The sequence below is a fragment of the Bradyrhizobium sp. USDA 3397 genome, assembly GCF_054060965.1.
This window is the reverse complement of sequence record NZ_JBSSDS010000001.1, coordinates 6579588-6600922: the sequence shown is the minus strand read 5'-3', so window position 1 is coordinate 6600922 and position 21335 is coordinate 6579588. Positions and strand designations below refer to the sequence as shown.

At 65.3% G+C, this 21335-nt stretch carries 19 protein-coding genes; 8 read left to right on the top strand and 11 right to left on the bottom strand.

Going from position 1 to position 21335, the window contains the following annotated elements:
- Positions 1-107: 107 nt before the first annotated feature.
- The 3 genes from ACVWYQ_RS30580 to ACVWYQ_RS30570 are packed head-to-tail and all read right to left on the bottom strand — an operon-like array spanning position 108 to position 3255.
- Positions 108-959: an FAS1-like dehydratase domain-containing protein gene (locus tag ACVWYQ_RS30580; protein ID WP_271541461.1), complete on the bottom strand. Its 852-nt coding sequence runs from the start codon at positions 957-959 to the stop codon at positions 108-110.
- Between the two features lie 15 nt (positions 960-974).
- Positions 975-2075, bottom strand: a complete 1101-nt coding sequence (locus tag ACVWYQ_RS30575) for a CaiB/BaiF CoA transferase family protein (protein WP_404543763.1) — start codon at positions 2073-2075, stop codon at positions 975-977.
- Positions 2076-2085: 10 nt separating this feature from the next.
- Positions 2086-3255 carry an acyl-CoA dehydrogenase family protein gene (locus ACVWYQ_RS30570; RefSeq protein ID WP_057027777.1) on the bottom strand — a complete coding sequence of 390 codons (1170 nt, stop codon included), beginning with the start codon at positions 3253-3255 and terminating at the stop codon, positions 2086-2088.
- Positions 3256-3380: 125 nt separating this feature from the next.
- On the opposite strand from ACVWYQ_RS30570, the gene ACVWYQ_RS30565 reads away from it, so the two are divergent.
- Complete coding sequence (locus ACVWYQ_RS30565) at positions 3381-4301, top strand: LysR substrate-binding domain-containing protein (RefSeq protein ID WP_404543767.1); 921 nt, start codon at positions 3381-3383, stop codon at positions 4299-4301.
- Between the two features lie 225 nt (positions 4302-4526).
- Here the strand turns inward: ACVWYQ_RS30565 and ACVWYQ_RS30560 are convergent, their stop codons facing one another.
- Positions 4527-5801, bottom strand: a complete 1275-nt coding sequence (locus ACVWYQ_RS30560; RefSeq protein ID WP_271541453.1) for a cytochrome P450 — start codon at positions 5799-5801, stop codon at positions 4527-4529.
- A gap of 24 nt (positions 5802-5825) precedes the next feature.
- The gene (locus tag ACVWYQ_RS30555; RefSeq protein ID WP_271541451.1) at positions 5826-7091 is read right to left on the bottom strand and encodes a cytochrome P450; all 1266 of its coding nucleotides are present in this window, start codon (positions 7089-7091) and stop codon (positions 5826-5828) included.
- A gap of 300 nt (positions 7092-7391) precedes the next feature.
- Here ACVWYQ_RS30555 and ACVWYQ_RS30550 point away from each other — a divergent pair, with 300 nt between their 5' ends.
- Entirely contained in the window at positions 7392-8546 is a 1155-nt protein-coding gene (locus tag ACVWYQ_RS30550; protein WP_456727215.1) for a DUF898 family protein, read from the top strand.
- Between the two features lie 3 nt (positions 8547-8549).
- Positions 8550-9659, top strand: a complete 1110-nt coding sequence (locus ACVWYQ_RS30545; RefSeq protein ID WP_271541447.1) for a M48 family metallopeptidase — start codon at positions 8550-8552, stop codon at positions 9657-9659.
- A gap of 18 nt (positions 9660-9677) precedes the next feature.
- Here ACVWYQ_RS30545 and ACVWYQ_RS30540 read toward each other — a convergent pair whose 3' ends face one another.
- From ACVWYQ_RS30540 to ACVWYQ_RS30525, 4 genes are all read right to left on the bottom strand, one after another.
- Positions 9678-9890 carry a hypothetical protein gene (locus tag ACVWYQ_RS30540; protein ID WP_036009716.1) on the bottom strand — a complete coding sequence of 71 codons (213 nt, stop codon included), beginning with the start codon at positions 9888-9890 and terminating at the stop codon, positions 9678-9680.
- 67 nt (positions 9891-9957) lie between these two features.
- The gene (gene upp / locus ACVWYQ_RS30535; protein ID WP_036009715.1) at positions 9958-10587 is read right to left on the bottom strand and encodes a uracil phosphoribosyltransferase; all 630 of its coding nucleotides are present in this window, start codon (positions 10585-10587) and stop codon (positions 9958-9960) included.
- 136 nt (positions 10588-10723) lie between these two features.
- Positions 10724-11962, bottom strand: coding sequence for a URC4/urg3 family protein (locus tag ACVWYQ_RS30530; RefSeq protein WP_404543771.1), 1239 nt, complete (start codon positions 11960-11962; stop codon positions 10724-10726).
- A gap of 5 nt (positions 11963-11967) precedes the next feature.
- Complete coding sequence (locus tag ACVWYQ_RS30525) at positions 11968-13224, bottom strand: GTP cyclohydrolase II (protein ID WP_404543773.1); 1257 nt, start codon at positions 13222-13224, stop codon at positions 11968-11970.
- Positions 13225-13573: 349 nt separating this feature from the next.
- On the opposite strand from ACVWYQ_RS30525, the gene ACVWYQ_RS30520 reads away from it, so the two are divergent.
- On the top strand, positions 13574-14701 hold the full coding sequence (locus tag ACVWYQ_RS30520) for a threonine synthase (protein ID WP_275508126.1): 1128 nt from the start codon (positions 13574-13576) through the stop codon (positions 14699-14701).
- An 8-nt stretch (positions 14702-14709) separates the two neighbouring features.
- On the opposite strand, the gene ACVWYQ_RS30515 is transcribed toward ACVWYQ_RS30520, so the two are convergent.
- Positions 14710-16272 carry a glycosyltransferase family 39 protein gene (locus ACVWYQ_RS30515; protein WP_404546348.1) on the bottom strand — a complete coding sequence of 521 codons (1563 nt, stop codon included), beginning with the start codon at positions 16270-16272 and terminating at the stop codon, positions 14710-14712.
- Positions 16273-16626: 354 nt separating this feature from the next.
- Between ACVWYQ_RS30515 and ACVWYQ_RS30510 the strand changes: the two genes are divergently transcribed.
- From ACVWYQ_RS30510 to ACVWYQ_RS30495, 4 genes are all read left to right on the top strand, one after another.
- Positions 16627-18354: an adenylate/guanylate cyclase domain-containing protein gene (locus ACVWYQ_RS30510; RefSeq protein ID WP_404543776.1), complete on the top strand. Its 1728-nt coding sequence runs from the start codon at positions 16627-16629 to the stop codon at positions 18352-18354.
- A 332-nt stretch (positions 18355-18686) separates the two neighbouring features.
- Positions 18687-19886 carry a SorA family sulfite dehydrogenase catalytic subunit gene (gene sorA, locus ACVWYQ_RS30505; protein WP_271541435.1) on the top strand — a complete coding sequence of 400 codons (1200 nt, stop codon included), beginning with the start codon at positions 18687-18689 and terminating at the stop codon, positions 19884-19886.
- Positions 19887-19898: 12 nt separating this feature from the next.
- A complete protein-coding gene (gene sorB, locus ACVWYQ_RS30500) occupies positions 19899-20207 on the top strand; it encodes a SorB family sulfite dehydrogenase c-type cytochrome subunit (protein ID WP_271541433.1) in 309 nt (102 codons plus the stop codon).
- 208 nt (positions 20208-20415) lie between these two features.
- Positions 20416-20616: a cold-shock protein gene (locus ACVWYQ_RS30495; protein WP_008563500.1), complete on the top strand. Its 201-nt coding sequence runs from the start codon at positions 20416-20418 to the stop codon at positions 20614-20616.
- A gap of 172 nt (positions 20617-20788) precedes the next feature.
- On the opposite strand, the gene ACVWYQ_RS30490 is transcribed toward ACVWYQ_RS30495, so the two are convergent.
- Positions 20789-21250, bottom strand: a complete 462-nt coding sequence (locus ACVWYQ_RS30490) for an Lrp/AsnC ligand binding domain-containing protein (RefSeq protein WP_057027770.1) — start codon at positions 21248-21250, stop codon at positions 20789-20791.
- Positions 21251-21335: the final 85 nt, after the last annotated feature.

The window sequence follows — 21335 nt, the reverse complement described above, 5'->3', positions numbered from 1 at the left end:
CAGCCCCGCTCGTCATTGCGAGCGAAGCGAAGCAATCCAGAATCTCTCCGCGGAGGCAGTCTGGATTGCTTCGTCGCTTCGCTCCTCGCAATGACGAGGAGAGAGTATCACCACACCGCCGTGCCCTTCATCGTCGGCTGCCCCTCCGCGTTCGCGGTCCACAGCTCCATGCTCTCACCGCTGTCATTGGCGTTGACGGAGAACTCCGTGCCCTCGAACAGCGGCTGCACGCCGCGATACGAAAACCTCTTCGGCGCCTTGCCGCCACGAAGCTTGGCCGCCATCTCGACGATCAGCGCTGCCTGTAGTGGACCGTGGAAGATCAGGCCCGGATAGCCCTCGACCTCAGTGACGTAGTCGCGGTCGTAATGGATGCGGTGGCCGTTGAAGGTCAGCGCGGAGTAGCGGAACAGCAGCACGGGATCGGACACATGCGTTTCGCGATGCTGCGCCTGCGGCGGCGGAGGCGACGCCTTGCCGCCAGCCGGCGCGCCGCCGCTCATCTCGCGATAGACGATGTCCTGCCGCTCGCGGATCGCCGTGCCCCTTGGCGAGGAGATGCTGTGCTCGACCGAGACGAAGCACAGCGTGCCGGTCGATCCCGATTTCACCTGCACGTCGGCAATGCGCGAAGTCCGCGTCGATTCATCGCCGACGCGCAAGGGCTGCAAGAACTCGATCTCGCCGCCGGCCCACATCCGGCGCGGCAGCGGCACCGGCGGCAGGAAGCCGCCGCGAGTCGGATGGCCGTCGGGCCCCAACATCGACATCGGGAACACCGGCTGCGCCAGGCACCAGTGCACCGTGAACGGCGCAGCGTCGCCCGCCTTGGGCTCGCCGACCTCCTGGAACAGCGTCGCGCGCAGGCCCTTCACGAGCTGCGCGGTGACGATGTCGGTGGCCTCCTGGCTGCGCCCGATCCATTGCCTGAGATGATCGATGTCGAGCTTCTCGGTCATGACGCCTCGCTCTCGCTATTTGGACTGGGGACGCTCGCCGATGGCGGGCACGGCGCCGTAGCTGCGCGTCTCGCCAACGATGATCGGCGCCGGCGCGGGATAGCTGACGCGGCCGTTCGGCGTGTCGACCTCGATGCGGCGCAGATGCGGATGGTTGGCGAGGTCGGCCATGGTGTTGACCTCGGCGAATGCAATGTCGGCGTCCGACAGCCGCTTCAGGAGCTCGTCGCGCGTCATCTTGCCGAAGATGTCGGCCACCGTCGTGTCGGTGAAGTCGCGGTTGCGCACGCGCTCGACCATGTTGGCGACGCGGGGATCGGCCGGCAGGTCCGGCTGATCCAGCACCTTCGCGCACAGCGTCTTCCACTCGCGTTCGCTCTGGATCGAGATCAGGATGTCCTTGCCGTCCTTGGAGGTGAACACACCATAGGGCGCGATCGATGGATGGCGCAGGCCCATGCGCTTGGGCGGATTGCCGGCTTCGGCATTGAGCAGCGGCACGGTGCACCAGTCCGCCATCACGTCGAACATGGAGATGCGGATGTCGGCCCCTTTGCCGGTGCGCCCGCGCGCGATCAGTGCCTCCAGGATCGCGGCATGCGCGGTGGCGCCGGTCGCAACATCCACGATCGACATGCCGACGCGCGAGGCGCCATCGGGATTGCCGGTGATCGAGGCGAGCCCGCTCTCGGCCTGGATCAGGAGATCATAGGCCTTGCGGTGGGCGTAGGGACCCTCGTCACCATAGCCGGTGATGGTGCAGGAAATCAGCTTGGGATAGTCCTTCAAGAGCCGCTCGCGCGCGAAGCCGAGCTTGTCCATCGAGCCGGGTTTCAGGTTCTGGATCAGCACGTCTGCACTCGCGATCAGCTTCTCCAGCTCGGCTCGGCCGTCCTTCGTCGTGAGATCGACCACCGCCGATTGCTTGCCGCGATTGAGCCAGACGAAATAGCTGCTCTGGCCCTTGGCCGCCGCGTCATAGCCGCGGGCGAAATCGCCTTCGGGCCGCTCGACCTTGATCACCTCCGCGCCGGCATCCGCCAGGCGGGAGGAGCAGAACGGCGCCGCCACCGCCTGCTCGACCGCAATCACCCTGATCCCGTCCAATGCTCCCATGGCCGCAACCTCAGTACGAGCGCGGCATGCCGAGCACGTGCTCGGCGACGAAGGACAGCACGAGGTTGGTCGAGATCGGCGCCACCTGATAGAGCCGCGTCTCGCGGAACTTGCGCTCGACGTCGTATTCCTCGGCGAAGCCGAACCCGCCATGGGTCTGGATGCAGGCATTCGCCGCTTCCCAGGACGCATCCGCCGCCAGCATCTTGGCCATGTTGGCCTCCGCGCCGCAATCGAGCCCGGCCTCGTATTTGCGCGTGGCTTCCTTCACCATCAGCTCGGCCGCGCGCATCGAGGCGTAGGCCTTGGCGATCGGAAACTGGATGCCTTGATTCTGGCCGATCGGCCGGCCGAACACGGCGCGCTCCTTGGCGTAGTTCGTCGCCTTCGCGATGAACCACTTTGCGTCGCCGACACATTCGGCGGCGATCAGGATGCGCTCGGCATTCATGCCGGAGAGGATGTAGCGAAAACCCTTGCCTTCCTCGCCGATCAGATTCTCCGCCGGCACCCTCATGTCGGTGAAGAACACTTCGGTGGTGGCGTGGTTCATCATGGTGCGGATCGGGCGGATCTCGAGGCCGTTGTTCTTGGCCTCGCGCATGTCGACGATGAACACCGACAGGCCATCGGTGCGCTTCTTGACCTGGTCCTTCGGCGTGGTGCGCGCCAGCAGCACCATCAGATCGGAATGCTCGGCGCGGCTGGTCCAGATCTTCTGGCCGTTGACGATGTAGCTGTCGTTGCCGTCCTTGCGCGCGAACGTCTTCAGCGAGGAGGTGTCGGTGCCGCTGGTCGGCTCGGTAACCCCGAACGCCTGCAGGCGCAGTTCGCCGCTCGCGATCTTCGGCAGGTATTTTGCCTTCTGCTCGGCATTGCCGTGCCTGAGCACCGTGCCCATGGTGTACATCTGCGCATGGCAGCCGCCGCCGTTGCAGCCCGCGCGCTGGATCTCTTCCAGGATCGCCGCGGCCGCCGACAGCTTCAGGCCCGCGCCGCCATATTCCTCGGGGATCAGCACCGAGAGATAGCCGGCCTCGGTCAGCGCATCGACGAACGCCTTGGGGTAGGCCATCTCGCGATCGAGCTTGCGCCAATATTCGCCGGGGAACTGGGCGCAGAGCTTGGCTACGGCCTCGCGGATGTCGGCGTAATCTTCGGTGTGGTGTTCTTGACTCATGGCGTTTCCAATTCTCAGCGGCAGTTAAGATAACGCCGGCCAACCCACGGGCGTTGTGAAAACAATGCCCGCCCCCTATGCTCATTTGTTATAGCGTATGGAGTAGCCTTCCAGGATTGGCAAGCATGGATTTCCGGCAGCTCAGGACCTTCAGTTGCGTGGCGGAGCTCGGCAGCCTGTCCAAGGCCTCCGACACGTTGCGCGTGGCGCAGCCGGCGCTCTCCAGGCAGATCAAGCTGCTGGAACACGAGCTGCGCACAGAACTCTTCACGCGCAACGGCCGTGGCATGGTGCTGACCGAGGCCGGCCGCCTGCTGCTGGCGCGCACCTCCGGCATCGTGCGGCAGATCGACCAGATCCGCGACGACATCCAGTCGGCCAAGGGCCCGCCCTCGGGTCAGGTCGTGCTCGGTCTCGTTCCGACCGTGAGCTGCGTGCTGTCGGCGCGCTTTGCACGGCGCTGCGTCGAAAAATTTCCCGGCATCTCGCTGCGCATCGTCGAGAGCTATAGCGGCCACCTGGTCGAATGGCTGCATCGCGGCGAGATGGATCTCGCCATCCTCTACGGCCGTTCCGCCGATCTGCATCTGAACGTGCAGAGCCTGGGGCGCGACAATATCGTCGCGGTCGGTCCGCGCGGCTGCGGCCTTGCCCGCAAGAAGAGCGTGGACATCGGTTGGCTGCTGCGGCAGCGGCTGGTGCTGCCCTCTCATTCCCACGGCCTCCGGGCGCTGATCGAGCACGCCGCGGCCCAGCGCAAGATCAAGCTCGACGTCCAGCTGGAGGCGGATTCGTTTCGCGTCCTGACGAGCCTGGTCGAGGAGGGCCTGGGCTTCGCGTTGCTGCCGCCGTCCTCGGTCCATGGCGAGGTCGCGGACGGGCGGCTGGAAACCGCCCCCGTATCGAAGCCGATGACCCGCGAGCTCATCTTTGCCTCTCCAATCGACCGCCCGGCCTCGACGGCCTCGCTCGCCATCACCTCGCTGTTGCGCGAGGAAGTCGCCGCCTGCCGCAAGGAAGGCGTGTGGGACATCCGGCTGAGTTAGATGGCGTGTGGTAGAACAGCCGCGCGCGGTCGTGCCTTCGCATCTGGCGCGAGCTGTCATGCCGAAATTTTATAGCTGGGCTGCCGCCGAGCTTTCTGCGACCAGTGTTATACGCGGAAGTCGCCCCGTCATTGCGAGCGTAGCGAAGCAATCCAGGAATCTTTCCGCAGTGGCAGTCTGGATTGCTCCGTCGCTTCGCTCCTCGCAATGACGGTAGGAGAGAGCTCAGCCCGGAATCCGCACCGGCAGCGTCTCATATCCCTTGATGAAGCTCGAATAGATCCGCTTGGGCTCGCCGACCACCTCGATGCGGTCGAAGCGCTTCAGCATCTCCTCCCAGACGATCTTGAGCTGCAGCTCGGCGAGGCGCATGCCGACGCAGCGGTGGATGCCGAAGCCGAAGGACAGGTGCGTGCGCGGGCGGGGGCGGTCGATGATGAACTCGTTCGGCTTGTCGAACATCTCCTCGTCGCGATTGCCGGAGACGTACCACATCACGACCCGGTCGCCCTTCCTGATGTGCTTGCCGCCGATCTCGGTGTCCTGCAATGCGGTGCGACGCATATGCGCCAGCGGCGTCTGCCAGCGGATCACCTCCGGCACCATGGAATCGATCAGCTCCGGATTGGCGCGCAGCTTGTCGTATTGCTCCGGGTTCTCGTTCAGCGCCAGCACCGAGCCGGTCATGGTGTTGCGCGTGGTGTCGTTGCCGCCGACGATGAGCAGGATGATGTTGCCCATGAGGTTGTCGGGGTCCATGTGGCGCGTGGCCTCGTTGTGCGCCATCAGCGACAACAGATCGTTGCGCGGCGCGGAGTTGACACGCTCGTTCCAGAGCTTGGACATGTAGGCATAGCACTCGTCCATCTCGCGGCGGCGCTCTTCGGCGCTGGCGACGATGCCGCTCTTGGGCAGCGCGGTGGAGACGTCGGACCAGCGCGTCAACTTGCGCCGCTCCTCCCAGGGGAAGTCGAACAGGGTCGCCAGCATCTGCGTGGTCAGCTCGATCGAGACGCGCTCGACGAAGTTGAACGTCTCGTTGCGCGGCAGATTGTCCAGCACGGTCTGCGAGCGCTGGCGGATCAGCTTTGCCAGCTCGTCCAGGTGTGTCGGCGTGAACATCGGCGACACCGTCTTGCGCTGCGCCGAATGCCGGGGCTGGTCCATCGCGATGAAGCTCGGATAGTCGTAGCCTTCCGGCACGTCGCGGATCGAGATGCCGCCGAGCTTGGAATCCGAGGAGAAGATGCCGTGATTGGTGTCGACATGCATGATGTCGTTGTACTTCACCACCGACCAGTACGGCTCGATCGGCGCATTGGTGCAGTAATGCACCGGCTCTTCCTTGCGCAGCCGCTCGAACCAGGGCCACAGCGTGTCGTCCTGGAATAGCCGGGGCGCGCCGGGGTGGAATTGCGACAACGGCGTGGCATAGGCCTCCTCGCGCGCCTTCCGCATGCGTTCGGCCTTGTCCACTTTAACCGGCGCTTGGATGTTCATGATCGTGGCTCCGTTGCGTTCGACTCACGCAGCAATCTTCACCGGCAGCGTTTCGATACCCTTTACAAAACTCGAATAGACCCGGGTGGGTTCGCCGACCACATCAATATGGTCGAACCGCTTGAGAATTTCCTCCCAAATAATCTTGAGCTGGAGCTCGGCGAGCCGCAGGCCGACGCAGCGATGGATGCCGAAGCCGAAGGACAGGTGCGTACGCGGGCGGGCACGGTCGATGATGAACTCGTAGGGCCTGTCGATCACGTCCTCGTCGCGGTTGCCCGAGACGTACCACATCACGACCTTGTCACCCTTCTTGATCTGCTTGCCGCGGAACTCGAAATCGGACAGCGCCGTGCGGCGCATATGCGCGAGCGGCGTCTGCCAGCGGATCACCTCCGGCACGAAGCTGTCGAGCAGATCGGGGTTCTGGCGCAGCTTGCGATATTGCTCCGGATGCTGGCTCAGCGCGAGAAGCGAGCCCGACATGGTGTTGCGCGTAGTATCGTTGCCGCCGACGATCAGGAGGATGAGATTGCCGAGGAAGTTCTTCGCATCCATGTCGCGCGTAGCAGTGCCATGCGCCATCATCGACAACAGGTCGCTCTTCGGCGGCTGCTCGATGCGCTCCTTCCACAGCCTCGAGAAATAGACCGCGCATTCCGTCAGTTCGGCCTGCCGCTCGTCCTCGGTGGCGACGAGGCCGTCGGGACCGGGAATGGTGGTCGCGATATCGGACCAGCGCGTCAGCTTGCGGCGATCCTCCCAGGGGAAGTCGAACAGCACCGCCAGCATCTGCGTCGTGAGCTCGATCGAGACGCGGTCGACCCAGTCGAACACCTTGCCGCGGGGAAGATTGTCCAGGCACTCGGCCGAGCGCTTGCGGATGTTGATGGCGAGATTGTCGAGGTGTGTCGGCGTGAACATCGGCGCCACGGTCTTGCGCTGGGCGGCATGGCGCGGCGGGTCCATCGAGATGAAACTCTCACGGCGCAGATCCGGATCGATGTCGCGGATGGTGATGCCGCCGAGCGCGGAGGCCGAGGAGAACACCGCATGGTTGGTCTCGATCTCCATGATGTCGTTGTAGCGCGTCACCGACCAATACGGCCCGAACATCGAGTCCTTGCAGTAATGCACGGGATCCTCGCGGCGCAGCCGGTCGAAATAGGGCCAGAACGTATCGGTCCTGAACAATTCGGGGTCGCCGGGATCGAACTGCTCCAGCGGCAGCGACATCGCGCGCTCGCGCAAGGCGTCGAGCTTGCCCGCGCTTTCGATGGTCCCATGCATGACCGTTCTCCCTGGATATGAACCGCGCGTCGTTGAATTCTGCGCTGCGGTATTTGATTTGCAATTACAGCCGGTTGTCTGCGCCGGGGCAAGGGAGAGTTTTGCCTCATCCAGCCTTCACGAGCGCGTTGCACGATCGTCACGACGCCACGAGAACGTGACCTCCCGCACGCCGGACGACAGAGTATCGCGCGAGAAATCCGCTGGAATCGAGCTAAATCGAACCCGCTCATCTTGGGGATCGACTAACCTCTGATCTATAGTTTGGCCGGAACAGATCCGCATCCCGAGGTTGCCGCCGTGAACGACATGCAATGGACCCCGATCGGGTCCGAACCCTTGCCCCCGCCGCTGCCGGCGACGCGGGTCGATTTCTCCGGCAGCCGCTCCGAGTTCCGCAAAATGGTCACCAAGGGTGCCATGCTCGAGCTCGTCACCTTCGGCTTCTACCGGTTCTGGCTCGTCACCGACATCCGCCGTCACCTGTGGACGCACACCGCGATCGACGGCGACGCGGCCGAATACACCGGGCGGGCCAAGGAGCTCCTGGTCGGCTTCCTGTTCGCGCTCGCGATCCTGGTGCCGATCTATCTCGCCTATTTTCTCATTGGCATTGAGTTCGAGCGCTGGCAGGCCTTTGCCTCGACGCCGCTCTTCATCGCCTTCTACGCCTTCGGCCAGTTCGCGATTTTTCGCGCGCGGCGCTACCGCCTGACGCGCACGGTCTGGCGCGGCGTCCGTTTCTGGATGGACGGCTCGGGCTGGGCTTACGCGTTTCGCGCCATGCTGTGGGGCTTGCTGGTGCTCCTGACGCTCGGTCTTGCGCTGCCCTGGCGCGCGGCGGCGCTCGAACGCTACAAGATGCGGCACACCCATTACGGTGATCTCCGCGGCGATTTCGAAGCCAACGGCTGGACCTTCTTCAAGCGCGGCTGGTGGCTGTGGCTGCTCAGCCCGATCGCGTTCGTCGTCTTCCCGCTCGCACCGTTCTTCTATGCCGAGTTCAAGGCGCGCGAATGGCGCTGGTGGCTCGACGGCATCCGCATCGGTGGCGTCAGCCTGTCCTCAAAGCTGCCGCATGACGCATTCTACGGCCTGTACTGGAAGGTGATCGGCTGGTGGATGCTGCTCACGGTCGCGTTTACGGCCTATATGGCCGGCGGCGCCTTCCTGGTCGTCTCGCTCACCGGCGTTTCCGCCGAGGAGATCTTCGCCGGCGACAATGCGACGAAGAGCATCCCGATGGTGGTGATGATGGTGATCGGCTATTTCGCACTCGCCCTTGCCATCAACATCGTCATGCGGGTCTATCTTCAGCGCGATCTTTGGGCCAAGGTGCTGGAGACCGTCGAGGTACACAACATCTGGGCCGCGGCGGACGTGCGCGGCAGCGGTCAGCTTGCCGGCGCGCTCGGCGAAGGCTTTGCCGACGGACTCGATGTCGCGGGATTCTGAGCTGTGAGTGACGTGTTTGCCGAGCCCCCGGCGCAGTCGGAGAGGCCGACCATCTTCTTCGACGGCGTGTCGAGCCGCAGACGGCAGGTGACGCTGACGCTCAGTGATGCGCTCGAGATCGCCGAGGACGGCGCAACGCCAGTTCGCTGGGCCTATGCCGACCTTCGCCGCGCCGACAGTCCCCCCGGAATCCTGCGCCTGGCTGCGACGTCTGCACCGCCTCTGGCTCGGCTGGAGATCCGCGATGCGGCGCTCGCCGCGGACGTGGCGGCCCGCTGCACGCGTCTCGACGAGCACCGGACGACGCGCAGCGGCGTCGCGAAGATCGTGGGCTGGTCGGTTGCCGCCGCCGTCTCCATCGTCTGCGTCGTCCTGTTCGGCGTGCCGCTCGCCGCCGACCGGCTCGCGCCGCTGGTGCCTAAGCCCGTGGAACGGCGCATCGGCGACGCGGCCGAGGTCCAGATGAAGACCATCTTCGGCCGCAGCGTGTGCGAAGACCCCGCGGGCAAGGCCGCGTTCACGAAGCTCGTCAACCGGCTGCGCGATGCGGCCGGCCTCGACGACACCATGACGGCCGGCGTGCTGCCGACCGCGGTGCCGAATGCCTTCGCGCTGCCCGGCGGCAAGGTGTTCGTGCTGAAGGGCCTGCTCGACAAGGCCCAGAGTCCCGACGAGCTTGCCGGCATCCTCGCCCACGAGCTCGGCCATCTCAAGCATTACGACAACATGCGCGGCCTGATCTACAACGGCGGCACCTCGTTCCTGATCGGCCTCTTGTTCGGCGACATTACCGGCTCCTCGGCCGTGATCTTCGCCTCGCGCAGTCTGGTCGAAGCGTCCTATTCGCGCGAAGCCGAGACCGGCGCCGACACTTTCGCGATCGAGATCATGCATGCGCTCGGCCGTTCGCCGAAGCCCGCGGCCGAACTGATGTTCCGCATCACCGGCAAGGAGGGCGGCTCCGGCCTGACAAATATCCTCGCCAGCCATCCGCTGACCGAGGATCGCCTCGCGCGCATGACGAAGGAGGACCGGCCCGCCAGCGGCCCGCCGCTGCTGACCGACAAGGAATGGCAGGCACTGAAGGGCATCTGCGGCAGCGGGAAGGTGTGACGACCCGCTCCTAGCGCATCACTTCGCCGGCGCAGCCGGTGGATTCGATCCGGTGGTGACGTTCGGCGCCGTGTTCGGGTTCGAGGTCGTGGTCTGGGGACCGAACTCGCGACCATTGTAGAAGAAGACGGCCGCGACCACGGCGATCACGAAGATCGCGCCGACTGCCCAGCCGACCGGGCTGTTGCGGCGTGCACGGTCAGTCCTGGGGTCATCATTCTGATAGGTCATCGTGCTCTCCCTGTTGGTGCAGGAGAACCTCGCGCGGCGGAAGCTGTTCCTAAAACGCGCCCAGCGCTTACCGCGTTCCGTAGGCGCGGTCGCCGGCATCGCCGAGGCCCGGCAGGATGAACCCGTTGTCGTCGAGCCCTTCATCCACCGCCGCGGTCCAGATCGGCACGTCCGGATGCAATCCGCGCAGCCGCTCGAGCCCTTCCGGTGCCGCGATCAGGCAAGCCAGGCGGATGTCCCTGGCGCCGCGCTCCTTCAGCCGGTCGATGGCGGCGACGGCGGTGTTGGCGGTGGCGACCACCGGCGTCACCACGATGGCGAGGCGCTCGCTGAGGTCGGACGGCGATTTGAAGAAGTACTCCACGGCGGCAAAGCTGTGCGGCTCGCGGTAGAGCCCGATATGGGCGACGCGCGCGGTCGGCACCAGATCCATCATGCCGTCGACGAAGGTGGTGCCGGCGCGCAGCATCGGCACGAACACCAGCTTCTTGCCGGCGATCTTGGCCGAGTGCATCGTCGCCAGCGGCGTCTCGATCACGGTATCGGTAAGCGGCAGGTCGCGCGTCACCTCGTAGCACAGCAGCATGCCGATCTCCTTGATCAGCTCGCGGAACGACTTGGTCGAGATGGACTTGTCCCGCACCAGCGTCAGCTTGTGCTGCACCAGCGGATGATCGACGATCGTGACGCCTTCCATGATGGGATGCTCCTGAAATTCACCGAGACGTCATTGCGAGCGCAGCGAAGCAATCCAGAATCTGCCCGCGGTGGGACTCTGGATTGCTTCGCTGCGCTCGCAATGACGCGCTTGGCCGAAAATCTCTATCCATTCTCTAAAAAACCGTGCCGTCGCTGATCACCTTGAGCGGCGGCGATCCATCGGGACGGCGTGCAAGTGCGATGGCGCGGCCCGCCGCCCAGCTGCCACCTTCGAGGATGCTCGCAAGCGGCAAGGTCTCAGGGGTGCGGCCGAGCTTGGCGCGAATGCGCTCCGCCAACCTGTCGAGCAATGCAATTGTGAGCGCGCGCCACTCCACGACGAGCAGCGAATCCACCGCATGCGCGCGCTCGGCGTCGGCGGCCTCGCGCAGGCGCAGCACGTCATGATCGACGAACAGGCCGCCATTGCGATATTCGGCAAGGCCCGTGAGGCCGTCGATGTCGGTCACCTCAAAGCCGGCGCGCTGCAGCGGCTCGATCAGCGAATAGCTCAGCCATTGCGACAGCTTGTGCAGCGGCACGAGGCCTGCCGTGCCGTCGTCCGCTTTGATCGCCGGATGCCGCCAGCAATCGCCGAGCGGCACGCCCGCAAGCTCAAGTCGCGACGGCCAGATCGGCCCGAGCTGGTTCAGCACCGCGGACAGGATCGCGGGCGCAGCGACGGCGCCGCCGACCGCACGCGCTGCGATATGATCGAACAGCCCGCCCGGCCGCGGCATATCGTGCAGGCCGAACACGTCCGCACGCTCCGAGACCTGCCTGCCCAGACGCTGCAGCAGGTCGGTGCGTCCCTCCAGGCCGAGCAGCGGATTGGCCTCGGTCACCTGAAAGGCGGAGGTGAGTGAGCCAAGGGGCAGCTTTGCGAGCACCTCCGCATCCGCCCTGAACGGCGCGCGCGCATCGTGTGAAAACAGCCCGCTCGCGAACATGTCGAGGCTCGCGATCGCAAGCCCTTCCGATCGCCCTACGTCTGCTCCCGTCACGCTGTCGCGATAGCGCCATGCTGCGCCGGCACCTGCATCGAGCAGCACGCTGACGATGGCGAGGTCGAACTCGGCGCGCGCCCGCGCCGCGCGATCCGGCCAGGACGCAGCATCGGCGAGCCGGGCCCAGCGGTCGACGCCGCCGAGCACGAAGTGCCGCCAGCGCGCATGGAACGGAATGTCGAGCGTCGGATAGGCTTTACGGGTCACCGCGAGCACGGCATCGGCAACGCCATCGATGCGGCCGAGATCGACAGTGAAATGGGTGAGCCCGCCGGCAAGGCCGAGCTCGAGCATCTGCCCGGCGCGCGCGCGCACCGCCCTTGCGGTGAGCAACGCGCGCGCCTGCGAGTCCAAAGCGTCCGCCATCGCGATCAGTATTTCTCCAGCGAGCGCCCGACGACGCCGTTCACGGACTGCTCCGGCGCGATGTCGGTGGAGTAATAGCCGGCGGCCTTCTTGGCGGCGATCTCGACATGGGCATCAGCCGGAATCAGCTCCAGCGGGATCGGCACGCGCTCGACGATGTCGATGCCTTGCGAAGTCAGCGCGTCGTATTTCATGTCGCTCATCGACAGGAAGCGATCGATGCGCTTGAGGCCGAGCCAGTGGATCGTATCCGGCATCAATTGCTGGAAGCGCGCGTCCTGGACGCCAGCCACGCACTCGGTGCGCTCGAAATAAGCGGCGGCCGCATCGCCGTCCTCCTGCCGCTTGCGCGCATTGTAGACCAGGAATTTGGTGACCTCGCCGAGCGCGCGGCCTTCTTTGCGGTTGTAGACGACGAGCCCGAGCCCGCCCTCCTGCGCGCCGCGCGCGGATTCCTCGATGCCGTGGATCAGATAGGGCCGGCAGGTGCAGATGTCGGAGCCGAACACGTCGGACCCGTTGCACTCGTCATGCACGCGGCAGGTGATCCTGGTGCGATGGTCCGGCAGTTTTGTCACGTCGCCGAACAGATACACCGTGGTGCCGCCGATCGGCGGCAGGAACACCTTCATGTCCGGGCGCGTCACCAGCTCCGGGAACATGCCGGCGGTCTGCTCGAACAGCGTGCGCCGCAACTCGGTCTCTCCGGTGCCGAAGCGCGCCGCAAGGCCAGGCAGGTGCCACACCGGATCGATCGCGATCTTCACCACCGAGACGCTGCCATTGGCGTGCACGACCTCGCCATCGGCGCGCAGCCGCTTTGCGGCGAGCGCGTCGCGGATCTCCGGCAGATCGAGCCGCGCCCGCGTCACCGCGATGCTCGGGCGGATGTCCGCGCCCTCAGCGATCTCCTGGCGAAAATTCTCGGCGACCAGATGCCCCCAGGGATCGAGCGCGACGATTTTTGTGGGATCGGTCCATTGCTCGAACGGACCGATGGTCGCGGCCGGAAAGGTGTTTGTGAGGTCAGGCCTGCGAATCGGATCAAGCGCGCCGGCGGAGACCGCGAGCGCGCGGTACATCGCGTAGGACCCGCCATGGCTGCCAATCACGTTGCGATCCCCTGCGCGCGACACCGTGCCGATGATCGGCCCACGCGCGCGCGCATCAGCGGCGCCCCAATGGATGGGAAAGGCGGCCTTCCTGCCCGGCTCCGGATGGGAGGTCAGGCGGATGTGGTCGGTACGGTTGGCACGGCTCATGTCCAGGCTCCCAAAAAGCCAACGGCCCGCCGCTCGGACGGGCCTGGCTCACTTGCGACGCCGAACCGGCGGCGCAAGCTCAATCCAACATATTGTAGCGGCCGGCGACGACAGACAAGTTAATCGTGGCAGGGCGCAGGGGCCGTTCGGGGCCAAATTCCCGTCATCGAGAGGGCCGTCAGGCCTGTCGCATCCGATGCCAGCGCGCGCATCGCGCTTGCCGCTCGGCCTGCGAGGCCAGTTTAAGGAATTGAAATAGTTCCATTTTTCGTGTTTTCAAGGTGTTGCTTCGTTTCGTGCGGTGGGCTTCAAGTTCGGCGCACCGCGCTGCCCTGCCTTGGAGACTGCCATGCCTGCCGCCAGCTACATCGATCCCCGCAACGGAAAGCTCTATCCCTTGGACCAGCCGCGCTGGTGCTCGGACGAGCGCACGCCGCTGCTGGTGACGCCGGGGGCGGGCATCTCACGCGAGGACATCGATGGCCGGACGCGCTCGCTGTGGCGCTACCGGGCGGCGCTGCCGGTCGAGATCAAGGACCCGATCACGCTCGGCGAGGGCTGCACGCCGCTGGTCCAGCAGGACTGGGGCGCGCTGCGCCCGCTGTTCAAGCTCGAATGGTTCAACCCGACCGGCAGCTTCAAGGACCGCGGCTCGGCGGTGATGCTGTCGTTCCTGCGACAGATCGGCGTCGACGCCATTCTGGAGGATTCCTCCGGCAACGGCGGCTCGTCGATGGCGGGGCTGGGTGCGGCCGGCGGCATGCGCGTCAAGATTCTGGCGCCGGCCTCGACCTCGCCGGCCAAGATCGCGCAGGTGCGCGCCTACGGCGCGACCGTGCAGCTCGTGGAGGGCCCGCGCGAGGAATCCGAAGCCGAGGCCATCCGCCAGTCGAGCCAGACCTTCTACGCCAGCCACAATTGGCAGCCGTTCTTCCTCGAAGGCACCAAGTCGCTGGCCTACGAGATCTGGGAAGATCTGGGATTCCGCGCGCCCGACAACGTCATCATTCCCGTCGGCGCCGGCAGCAGTCTGCTGGGTTGCGCCTTCGGCTTCCGCGAGCTGTTGAAGGCCGGGCAGATCTCGAAGCTGCCGCGCCTGTTCGCGGCGCAGCCGCTCAATTGCTCGCCGATCGATGCAAGCTTCAAGGCCGGTGTCGATACGCCGGTCGCGCGCGAGGTGAGCAAGACCGTTGCCGAGGGCACCGCGATCAAGACTCCCCTCCGCCTGCGTGAGATCATCGCCGCCCTGCGCGAGAGCGGCGGCGGCACCATCGCGCTCACCGAGGACGAGATCGTCGCCGCCCTGCGCCGCCTCGCGCGCCAGGGCCTGTTTGCCGAGCCGACCAGCGCCAGCGCGGCTGCGGCGCTCGACAAGCTCGCCGCAACCGGCGCCATCAATGCAAACGACACCACGGTCGCCGTTCTCACCGGCACCGGCCTCAAGGCCGCAACCACCGTCGCCGATCTCGTGCAGTAGGCTCGCGCTTACCCTCCCGCTCCAGGCTCCTGGAGGGGATTGGAGAGAGAACGCGAGCGCCCGCCGGCGTCCGCCAGCACCTTCCACTGGAACAGCGGCGAGTCCTTTGGCGGCGAGAGCTGCGGGGTCCAGCCGGTGAGCTTTTCGATCACATAGGTGTTGGTCACGACGCCGCGCCAGCGGCGTTCGACCGTGGCGAGTTGCTCGCGCTGCGCCGGAATGTGCTCCCACAGCGATGCGCGGTTGTCCGGCTCGCGCCCGACATAGATGCCGGCATGACCCTTGATCCTGTCCATGCCGGGGTCGCGGAAATCCTGGAAGCGGCCGCGCTCGTTGATCTCGATAACGGGCACGCGGCCCCGAAACAGCCAGCGCATCATGGCGTAGGTGCGGTAGTCCGTGGTTGCGATCCAGGTCGCGCCTGTTGCGTCGAGGGCGGCTTGCGCCCGCGCGGCGACCTGCTCGTAGCCGGCCTCGGCGCCGATCGGGTCGATCTTGCCGAGCAGATTCCAGGGCGCGGCAACGTAGTAGAGGAACACGATGATGACGAAGGGGATGCCTGAGACGATCGCCGTCCTGGCCCAGAACAGCGAGGACTCCAGCATCCTGGCGGACCATCCCTCTTTCCTCATCGTGACGAGGTTGACCGCGGTGGCGGCAAAACCGACTGGCCACATGAACATCGGCCAGGTGTCGCCGACGCGCAGCGTCAGCGACTTGAAGAAGAAGTAGGCGAACGACACCAGCACCGCCGTCGACAAAAGGATCGCGACCGGCTCGCGCGTGCGATAGCCGCGCCACGCCGTCAGCACCAGGCCCGTCAGCACCACTGGCAGCAAGACGAAGCCGACCAGACCGAATTGCAGGCCGACGTAATCGCCGATCGTACGCAGCGAGATGCCGTAATTGGCGGTGGCGCGCACGCCCTGGAAACGGAATGAGGCCCAGTCGTGCTGCGCGTTCCAGATCAGCACCGGCGAGAACACCGCTAGCGCGACCAGCACGGCGAGATAGGGGTAAGGACTGCGCAGCCAGCGCCAGCGCCAATCCGGCACCAGGAGAAAGGCGGCAACGGCCGGCGCGAACATGACCACGGTGAATTTCGACAGCATCGCGAGGCCCGCGAACAGGCCGGCCGCCAGCCACCAGCGGCCGTCGCCGCTTTGCGCCAGCCGCACCAGCGACCACATCATCGCGACCGCGAACGGGATCATCGCGACGTCGGGCGCGACCTTGGCCATCAACAGGCCGTAATAAAGCGCGGCCTCCGGCATCAGCACCGCGAACACGATCGCGTGCGCATCATGGGTGAGGCGGCGGACGATGTCGGCGAGCAGCAGCTGCGTCACCAGCATCGCGACGATGCCGCCGAAGCGGACGCCGAGATTGGTGTCGCCGAAGATCGCGGTTCCGAAGCGGATCAGCCAGGCGATGCCGGGCGGATGATCGAGGAAGCTGAGCGCAGCCTCCTTGGACCATGTCCAGTAATAGGCTTCGTCGGTGCGCAGCTCGATGGCCGAGGCGTAGACGATGCGGAGCAGCGTCATCGCGGCGATGATCGCTGCGGCCATGAGGATCAGACGCCGTTCGGCGCCGGCCGGCTTCGCAGAGATGTCGGGAGCGATCGTCACGGCGGCGCTTTTCCCCGACTTGGAAGGGGGAGTCAATGTGGGGCAAACTCTCTTCCCGGGGGTGGTCCCGGACAAGCGCAGACGTCGTAGGGCGGGCAAAGCGAAGCGTGCCCACCGTGAGCATATCGGGATAAAAATGGTGGGCACGGCGCGCAAGTGCGCGCCTTTGCCCACCCTACGGTTCTCGTCCGGGAACGACAGCGGTGCCTTGCGACGCATATCGGACAGGCTGTCCGCCGCCGGAATTAAAGGTTACGCTGGCTGGTCTCCTCCATGACCTGACACAACCGAATCATGGCCACCGCTCCCACACAGATGTCAGTCGTCCGCGCCGCCGGGGTGCGGCAGGTGCGGCTCGTCTGCGGCATCATCCTGTTCGCCTTTGTCGTCAGCCATTTCCTCAACCATGCGCTCGGCAACATCTCGGTCGACGCCATGGAGGCCGGGGTCTACTACCACACGCTGTTCTGGCAGTTCCTCCCGGTCGCGATCGTGTTCTACACGGCCGCCCTCACCCATATGGGCCTCGGCCTCTACGCGCTGTATCAGCGCCGCCAGTTCCGCTGGCGAACGATCGAGCCGCTCCAGCTCGTGCTCGGCTTGAGCATCCCCGTCCTCGTCATGGGCCACATCATCGGCGTGCGGCTCGCACAGACGTTGTACGGACACCAGAAGCTGTATCCGCAGGAGCTCTATTTGTTCTTCGTCGCGGCGCCGGGTCTGCTCTGGCAGATGACGATCCTGCTTCTCATTGCCTGGGTGCACGGCTGCATCGGCGTCTATTTCTGGCTTCGGCTGAAGCCGTTCTTCACGCGCGCGGCGCCCTATCTGCTCGCGGCCGCCGTGCTGATCCCGACGCTATCGCTGCTCGGCGTCTACCAGGGCGGCCGCAGCGTCGCCGCCGACAGTGACGACGGCGAATGGCGTAAGCAGCATCTCACCCGCCGCCAGGTCGGCACGGTTGCGGAAGGCAACACGCTCGAGCGCATCGCGGGCGGTCTCACCATGGGCTATTTCGGTCTGTTGGGACTGGTGCTGGCGGCGCGCGGCGTGCGCGCCCTGCGCGAACGGCGCGGCGGCATGATCGCGCTGTCCTACGGCAACGGCAAGACGGTGCGGGTCCCCAAGGGGCTGTCGGTGCTGGAGGCGAGCCTGCGCCACAACGTGCCGCACGCCAGCGTCTGCGGCGGCCGCGCTCGCTGCTCGACCTGCCGCATCCGTATCATCGGCGATCATGATGCCCTGCCCACTCCGTCGCAGCGCGAGGCTTTCGTGCTCACCCGCGTCGGCACCGCCGATCCCTCGATCAGATTGGCCTGTCAGCTGCGTCCGACCTCCGATCTCTCCTTCTTCCAGCTCTTCGCAGCTCACACGCATGCAACGGACGGAGCCTCGACATCGGCCAGTATCGGCCAGGAACGGTATCTCGTCAGCCTGTTCGTGGACATGCGCGGCTCGACGCAGCTGGCCGAGAAGCGCCTGCCGTTCGACACCGTCTTCATCGTCAACCGCTTCCTCGGCGCGGTGTCGCAAGCGGTGATCGAGAACGGCGGCCAGCCGAACCAGTTCGTCGGCGACGGCATGCTGGCGCTGTTCGGACTCGCGGCCGACCCGCAAACCGCCTGCCGGCAGGCGATGAAGGCAGCCGCGGGAATCGCTGCGCATATCGACGAGCTCAACGATCTCCTGAGCCACGATCTGCGCCAGCCGATCCGCTTCGGCATCGGCATCCACGGCGGCGAGGTCATCATCGGCGACATCGGCTATCGCGATCACATCGTCTTCACAGCGCTCGGCGATGCCGTCAACGTCGCCGCCCGCCTGCAGGACATGACCAAGACGCTGGCCTGCGAGGCCGTCGTCTCGGATGAAGTGCGCCGTACCGCTGATATTGCAGAGGACGCGCTGCCGCAGCAGGAGGTCGCCATCCGCGGCCGCGACCAGCCGCTCGCGGTGCGGGTGGTGGCGAATGCGAGGGAGCTGGCGGCGCTGGTCGATCGCAGCGAGCGCGTGGCGGCGTGATTGTTCACCTCTCCCCGCTTGCGGGGAGAGGTCGGAATGCGCGCGTTGCGCGGATTCCGGGTGAGGGGGTACAGGTCTCGCGGCAGTCGAAGGTGTGGAGAGAGGCCCCTCACCCCAACCCTCTCCCCGTAAGAACGGGGCGAGGGAGCGCACCGCCGTCGCAGCCACAGCTCGGCACAATCTCCTACATGCGTAACACCGGCCTGCTGCAACGCAGCGGCACGGGCTTGCCGCGAAAGCGCGAATTGACTTCACGCAAATGGTTGCGACAGATGAGCGCAGGATCGTGGTGATGACCGCCGATCCAACGAGAAGCTCCGGGAGGAGAAGGAATGTTCGATCGACGCGACCTGCTCAAGGGAGCAGGCCTTGCCGCCATGGCGGCCACACTGAATTCCACCAAGGCGCTGGCCCTCGACACGGTGACCCTGCCCTTCGCCAACGGCGAACGGCCGCTGGTGAAGTATCCGCAGAAGCGGCCGATGATCGGCCTGACCAGCCGGCCGCCGCAGCTCGAGACGCCGTTTGCGGTGTTCAATGACGGCCCGATCACGCCGAACAACGCGTTCTTCGTGCGCTACCACCTCTCCGACCTGCCCTACGATCTCGACCCCGACAAGTTCACGCTGGAGGTCAAGGGCAAGGTCGACAAGCCGCTGAAATTGTCGCTGAAGGACATCCGCAAGATGAAGGCGACGGAGATCGTCGCCGTCAACCAGTGCTCCGGCAACAGCCGCGGCTTCTTCGAGCCGCGCGTCGCCGGCGGCCAGCTCGCCAACGGTGCGATGGGTTGCGCGCGCTGGCGCGGCGTGCCGCTGAAGAACGTGCTGGAGATGGCCGGCGTGCAAAGCGGCGCCAGGCAGGTCACCTTCAACGGCATGGACGGACCGGTCAACGACAAGACGCCGGATTTCATCAAGGCACTCGACATCGATCACGCCACTGACGGCGAGGTGATGCTGGCTTATGGCATGAACGGCGAGGACCTGCCGTTCCTCAACGGCTTTCCGCTGCGCCTGGTCGTGCCCGGCTATTACGGCACCTACTGGGTCAAGCACCTCAACGAGATCATCGTCATCGACAACGTCTATGACGGCTTCTGGATGAAGTCGGCCTACCGCATCCCCGACACGCCGAACAATGCGGTCGAGCCGGGCACCGCGCCGAAGGCGACGATTCCGATCAACCGCTTCACCATCCGCTCCTTCATCACCAGCGTCCCCGATGGCGCCAAGCTGAAGGCGGGAGCCGTGACCCTGCGCGGCATCGCGTTCGATGGCGGCAAGGGCATCAAGCAGGTCGAGGTCTCCACCGACGGCGGCAGGACCTGGGCCCGTGCCAAGCTCGGCAAGGACCTCGGCAAGTACGCCTTCCGCGAATGGAAGCTGCCGGTGAAGCTCGCGGCCGGCAGCCACGAGCTCAAGGTCCGCGCCACCGGCAATGGCGGTGAGACCCAGCCGGACATGCCGCGCTGGAACCCGGCGGGCTATTTGCGCAACGCCGTCGAAGCCGTCCGCGTCAGAGTGGCCTGAAGGAGACTGACCATGCAGCGCATCGTTCGCCTCGCCATCACGCTCGCCGTCGCCGCATTAATGGGCTCGTCACTTGCAGCGCCCGTCAATTACAAGACCCCCGACGAAGTCGCCGCCTTCAAGCCCGGTCCCAATCTCGAGGTCGTGCAGGGCAATTGCAGCGCCTGCCACTCGTCCGACTACGTCGCCACGCAGCCGCCGATGAAGGACAAAAGGGCGTTCTGGCAGGCCGAGGTGACCAAGATGATCAAGGTCTATGGCGCACCGATCGACGATGCCGATGTCGGCAAGATCGTCGATTATCTGGCTGCGACCTACTGACCGACGCCGTCACGCGTGCCGGCCATTTGACCGCGAAACGGGCAAAACCGGCAAAAACGCCGCGAAGTTGAGCGGAATTCGGCGAAATGGCGATGTGGTTTGAGCTACCAAGCCTGCCACATTCCGCGTATCCTGTTAGGACCGAACCGGCCGGTTGGCGGGGACTGGCGGTTCGAGATCTCGGAGGAAGACCCGCGGAGAAGTCGTGATGGCTAAAGGTACGGTCAAGTGGTTCAACCCGACGAAGGGTTATGGATTTATCCAGCCTGCGTCGGGTGGCAAGGATGTGTTCGTGCATATCTCGGCAGTGCAGAAGGCCGGTCTGTCGACCCTCAACGAGGGACAGACGGTGGAATATGAAGAGATCGCAAACCGGGGCAAGACCTCCGCGGAAAACCTCAAAGTATAAGCCCGCGCCAGCCTTTGCTGCCTCCCGGATTTGTCCGGGAGCGGGCCAAGAAAATTTAAGAAGACGGCCGGTGCATTCGACGACAGGCGTTGCGATTGCACAAGGATAGCTATTTTTTCCTTGCGAAGACCGCTCATCGAACCACAGCAATGACAATCGCGACTGCACTTCGCTAACCCACCGGCAGCGGTGCGTCGCGCTTGATCTCCTCCATCACCGCATAAGTTCGCGTCTCGCGCACGCCCGGCATCGACAGCAGGGTCTCGCCGAGAAAGCGTCGATAGGCGGTCATGTCTGCAAGCCGCGCCTTCACAAGATAGTCGAAGCCCCCGGCAACCATGTGACACTCCAGCACTTCAGGGGCGAGCCTCACGGCTCGGGCGAACCGCTCGAAATTCTCGGGCGTCGTCTTGTCGAGCAGCACCTCGACGAACACCAGGAGCCCAAGGCCCAGCCGGTGCGGGTTGAGCCGCGCGCCATAGCCTTCGACGAAGCCCTCGCGCTGCAGGCGCTTCAACCGCTCGCCGATCGAGGTCGGCGACAGCCCGATGCGCTCGGCGAGCTCGACATTGGCAATGCGCCCATCCTCCTGCAGGATTGAGAGGATTTTCCGGTCTGTTCGATCCAGTTCCATAGCTTATGTGGCCAAGTGGCTAATGCTCTTCATTTTCTAAGGCAAACTGGCTAAATTGTCTATCGAACTACGGTCACGCGGGCCT

Bases quoted from the DNA above. Each gene is read 5' to 3' on its own strand.
- ACVWYQ_RS30580 (WP_271541461.1), bottom strand. From the start codon at position 959: ATGACCGAGAAGCTCGACATCGATCATCTCAGGCAATGGATCGGGCGC.
- ACVWYQ_RS30575 (WP_404543763.1), bottom strand. From the start codon at position 2,075: ATGGGAGCATTGGACGGGATCAGGGTGATTGCGGTCGAGCAGGCGGTG.
- ACVWYQ_RS30570 (WP_057027777.1), bottom strand. From the start codon at position 3,255: ATGAGTCAAGAACACCACACCGAAGATTACGCCGACATCCGCGAGGCC.
- ACVWYQ_RS30565 (WP_404543767.1), top strand. From the start codon at position 3,381: ATGGATTTCCGGCAGCTCAGGACCTTCAGTTGCGTGGCGGAGCTCGGC.
- ACVWYQ_RS30560 (WP_271541453.1), bottom strand. From the start codon at position 5,801: ATGAACATCCAAGCGCCGGTTAAAGTGGACAAGGCCGAACGCATGCGG.
- ACVWYQ_RS30555 (WP_271541451.1), bottom strand. From the start codon at position 7,091: ATGCATGGGACCATCGAAAGCGCGGGCAAGCTCGACGCCTTGCGCGAG.
- ACVWYQ_RS30540 (WP_036009716.1), bottom strand. From the start codon at position 9,890: ATGACCTATCAGAATGATGACCCCAGGACTGACCGTGCACGCCGCAAC.
- upp (WP_036009715.1), bottom strand. From the start codon at position 10,587: ATGGAAGGCGTCACGATCGTCGATCATCCGCTGGTGCAGCACAAGCTG.
- ACVWYQ_RS30530 (WP_404543771.1), bottom strand. From the start codon at position 11,962: ATGGCGGACGCTTTGGACTCGCAGGCGCGCGCGTTGCTCACCGCAAGG.
- ACVWYQ_RS30525 (WP_404543773.1), bottom strand. From the start codon at position 13,224: ATGAGCCGTGCCAACCGTACCGACCACATCCGCCTGACCTCCCATCCG.
- ACVWYQ_RS30520 (WP_275508126.1), top strand. From the start codon at position 13,574: ATGCCTGCCGCCAGCTACATCGATCCCCGCAACGGAAAGCTCTATCCC.
- ACVWYQ_RS30515 (WP_404546348.1), bottom strand. From the start codon at position 16,272: ATGGCCGCAGCGATCATCGCCGCGATGACGCTGCTCCGCATCGTCTAC.
- ACVWYQ_RS30510 (WP_404543776.1), top strand. From the start codon at position 16,627: ATGGCCACCGCTCCCACACAGATGTCAGTCGTCCGCGCCGCCGGGGTG.
- sorA (WP_271541435.1), top strand. From the start codon at position 18,687: ATGTTCGATCGACGCGACCTGCTCAAGGGAGCAGGCCTTGCCGCCATG.
- sorB (WP_271541433.1), top strand. From the start codon at position 19,899: ATGCAGCGCATCGTTCGCCTCGCCATCACGCTCGCCGTCGCCGCATTA.
- ACVWYQ_RS30495 (WP_008563500.1), top strand. From the start codon at position 20,416: ATGGCTAAAGGTACGGTCAAGTGGTTCAACCCGACGAAGGGTTATGGA.
- ACVWYQ_RS30490 (WP_057027770.1), bottom strand. From the start codon at position 21,250: ATGGAACTGGATCGAACAGACCGGAAAATCCTCTCAATCCTGCAGGAG.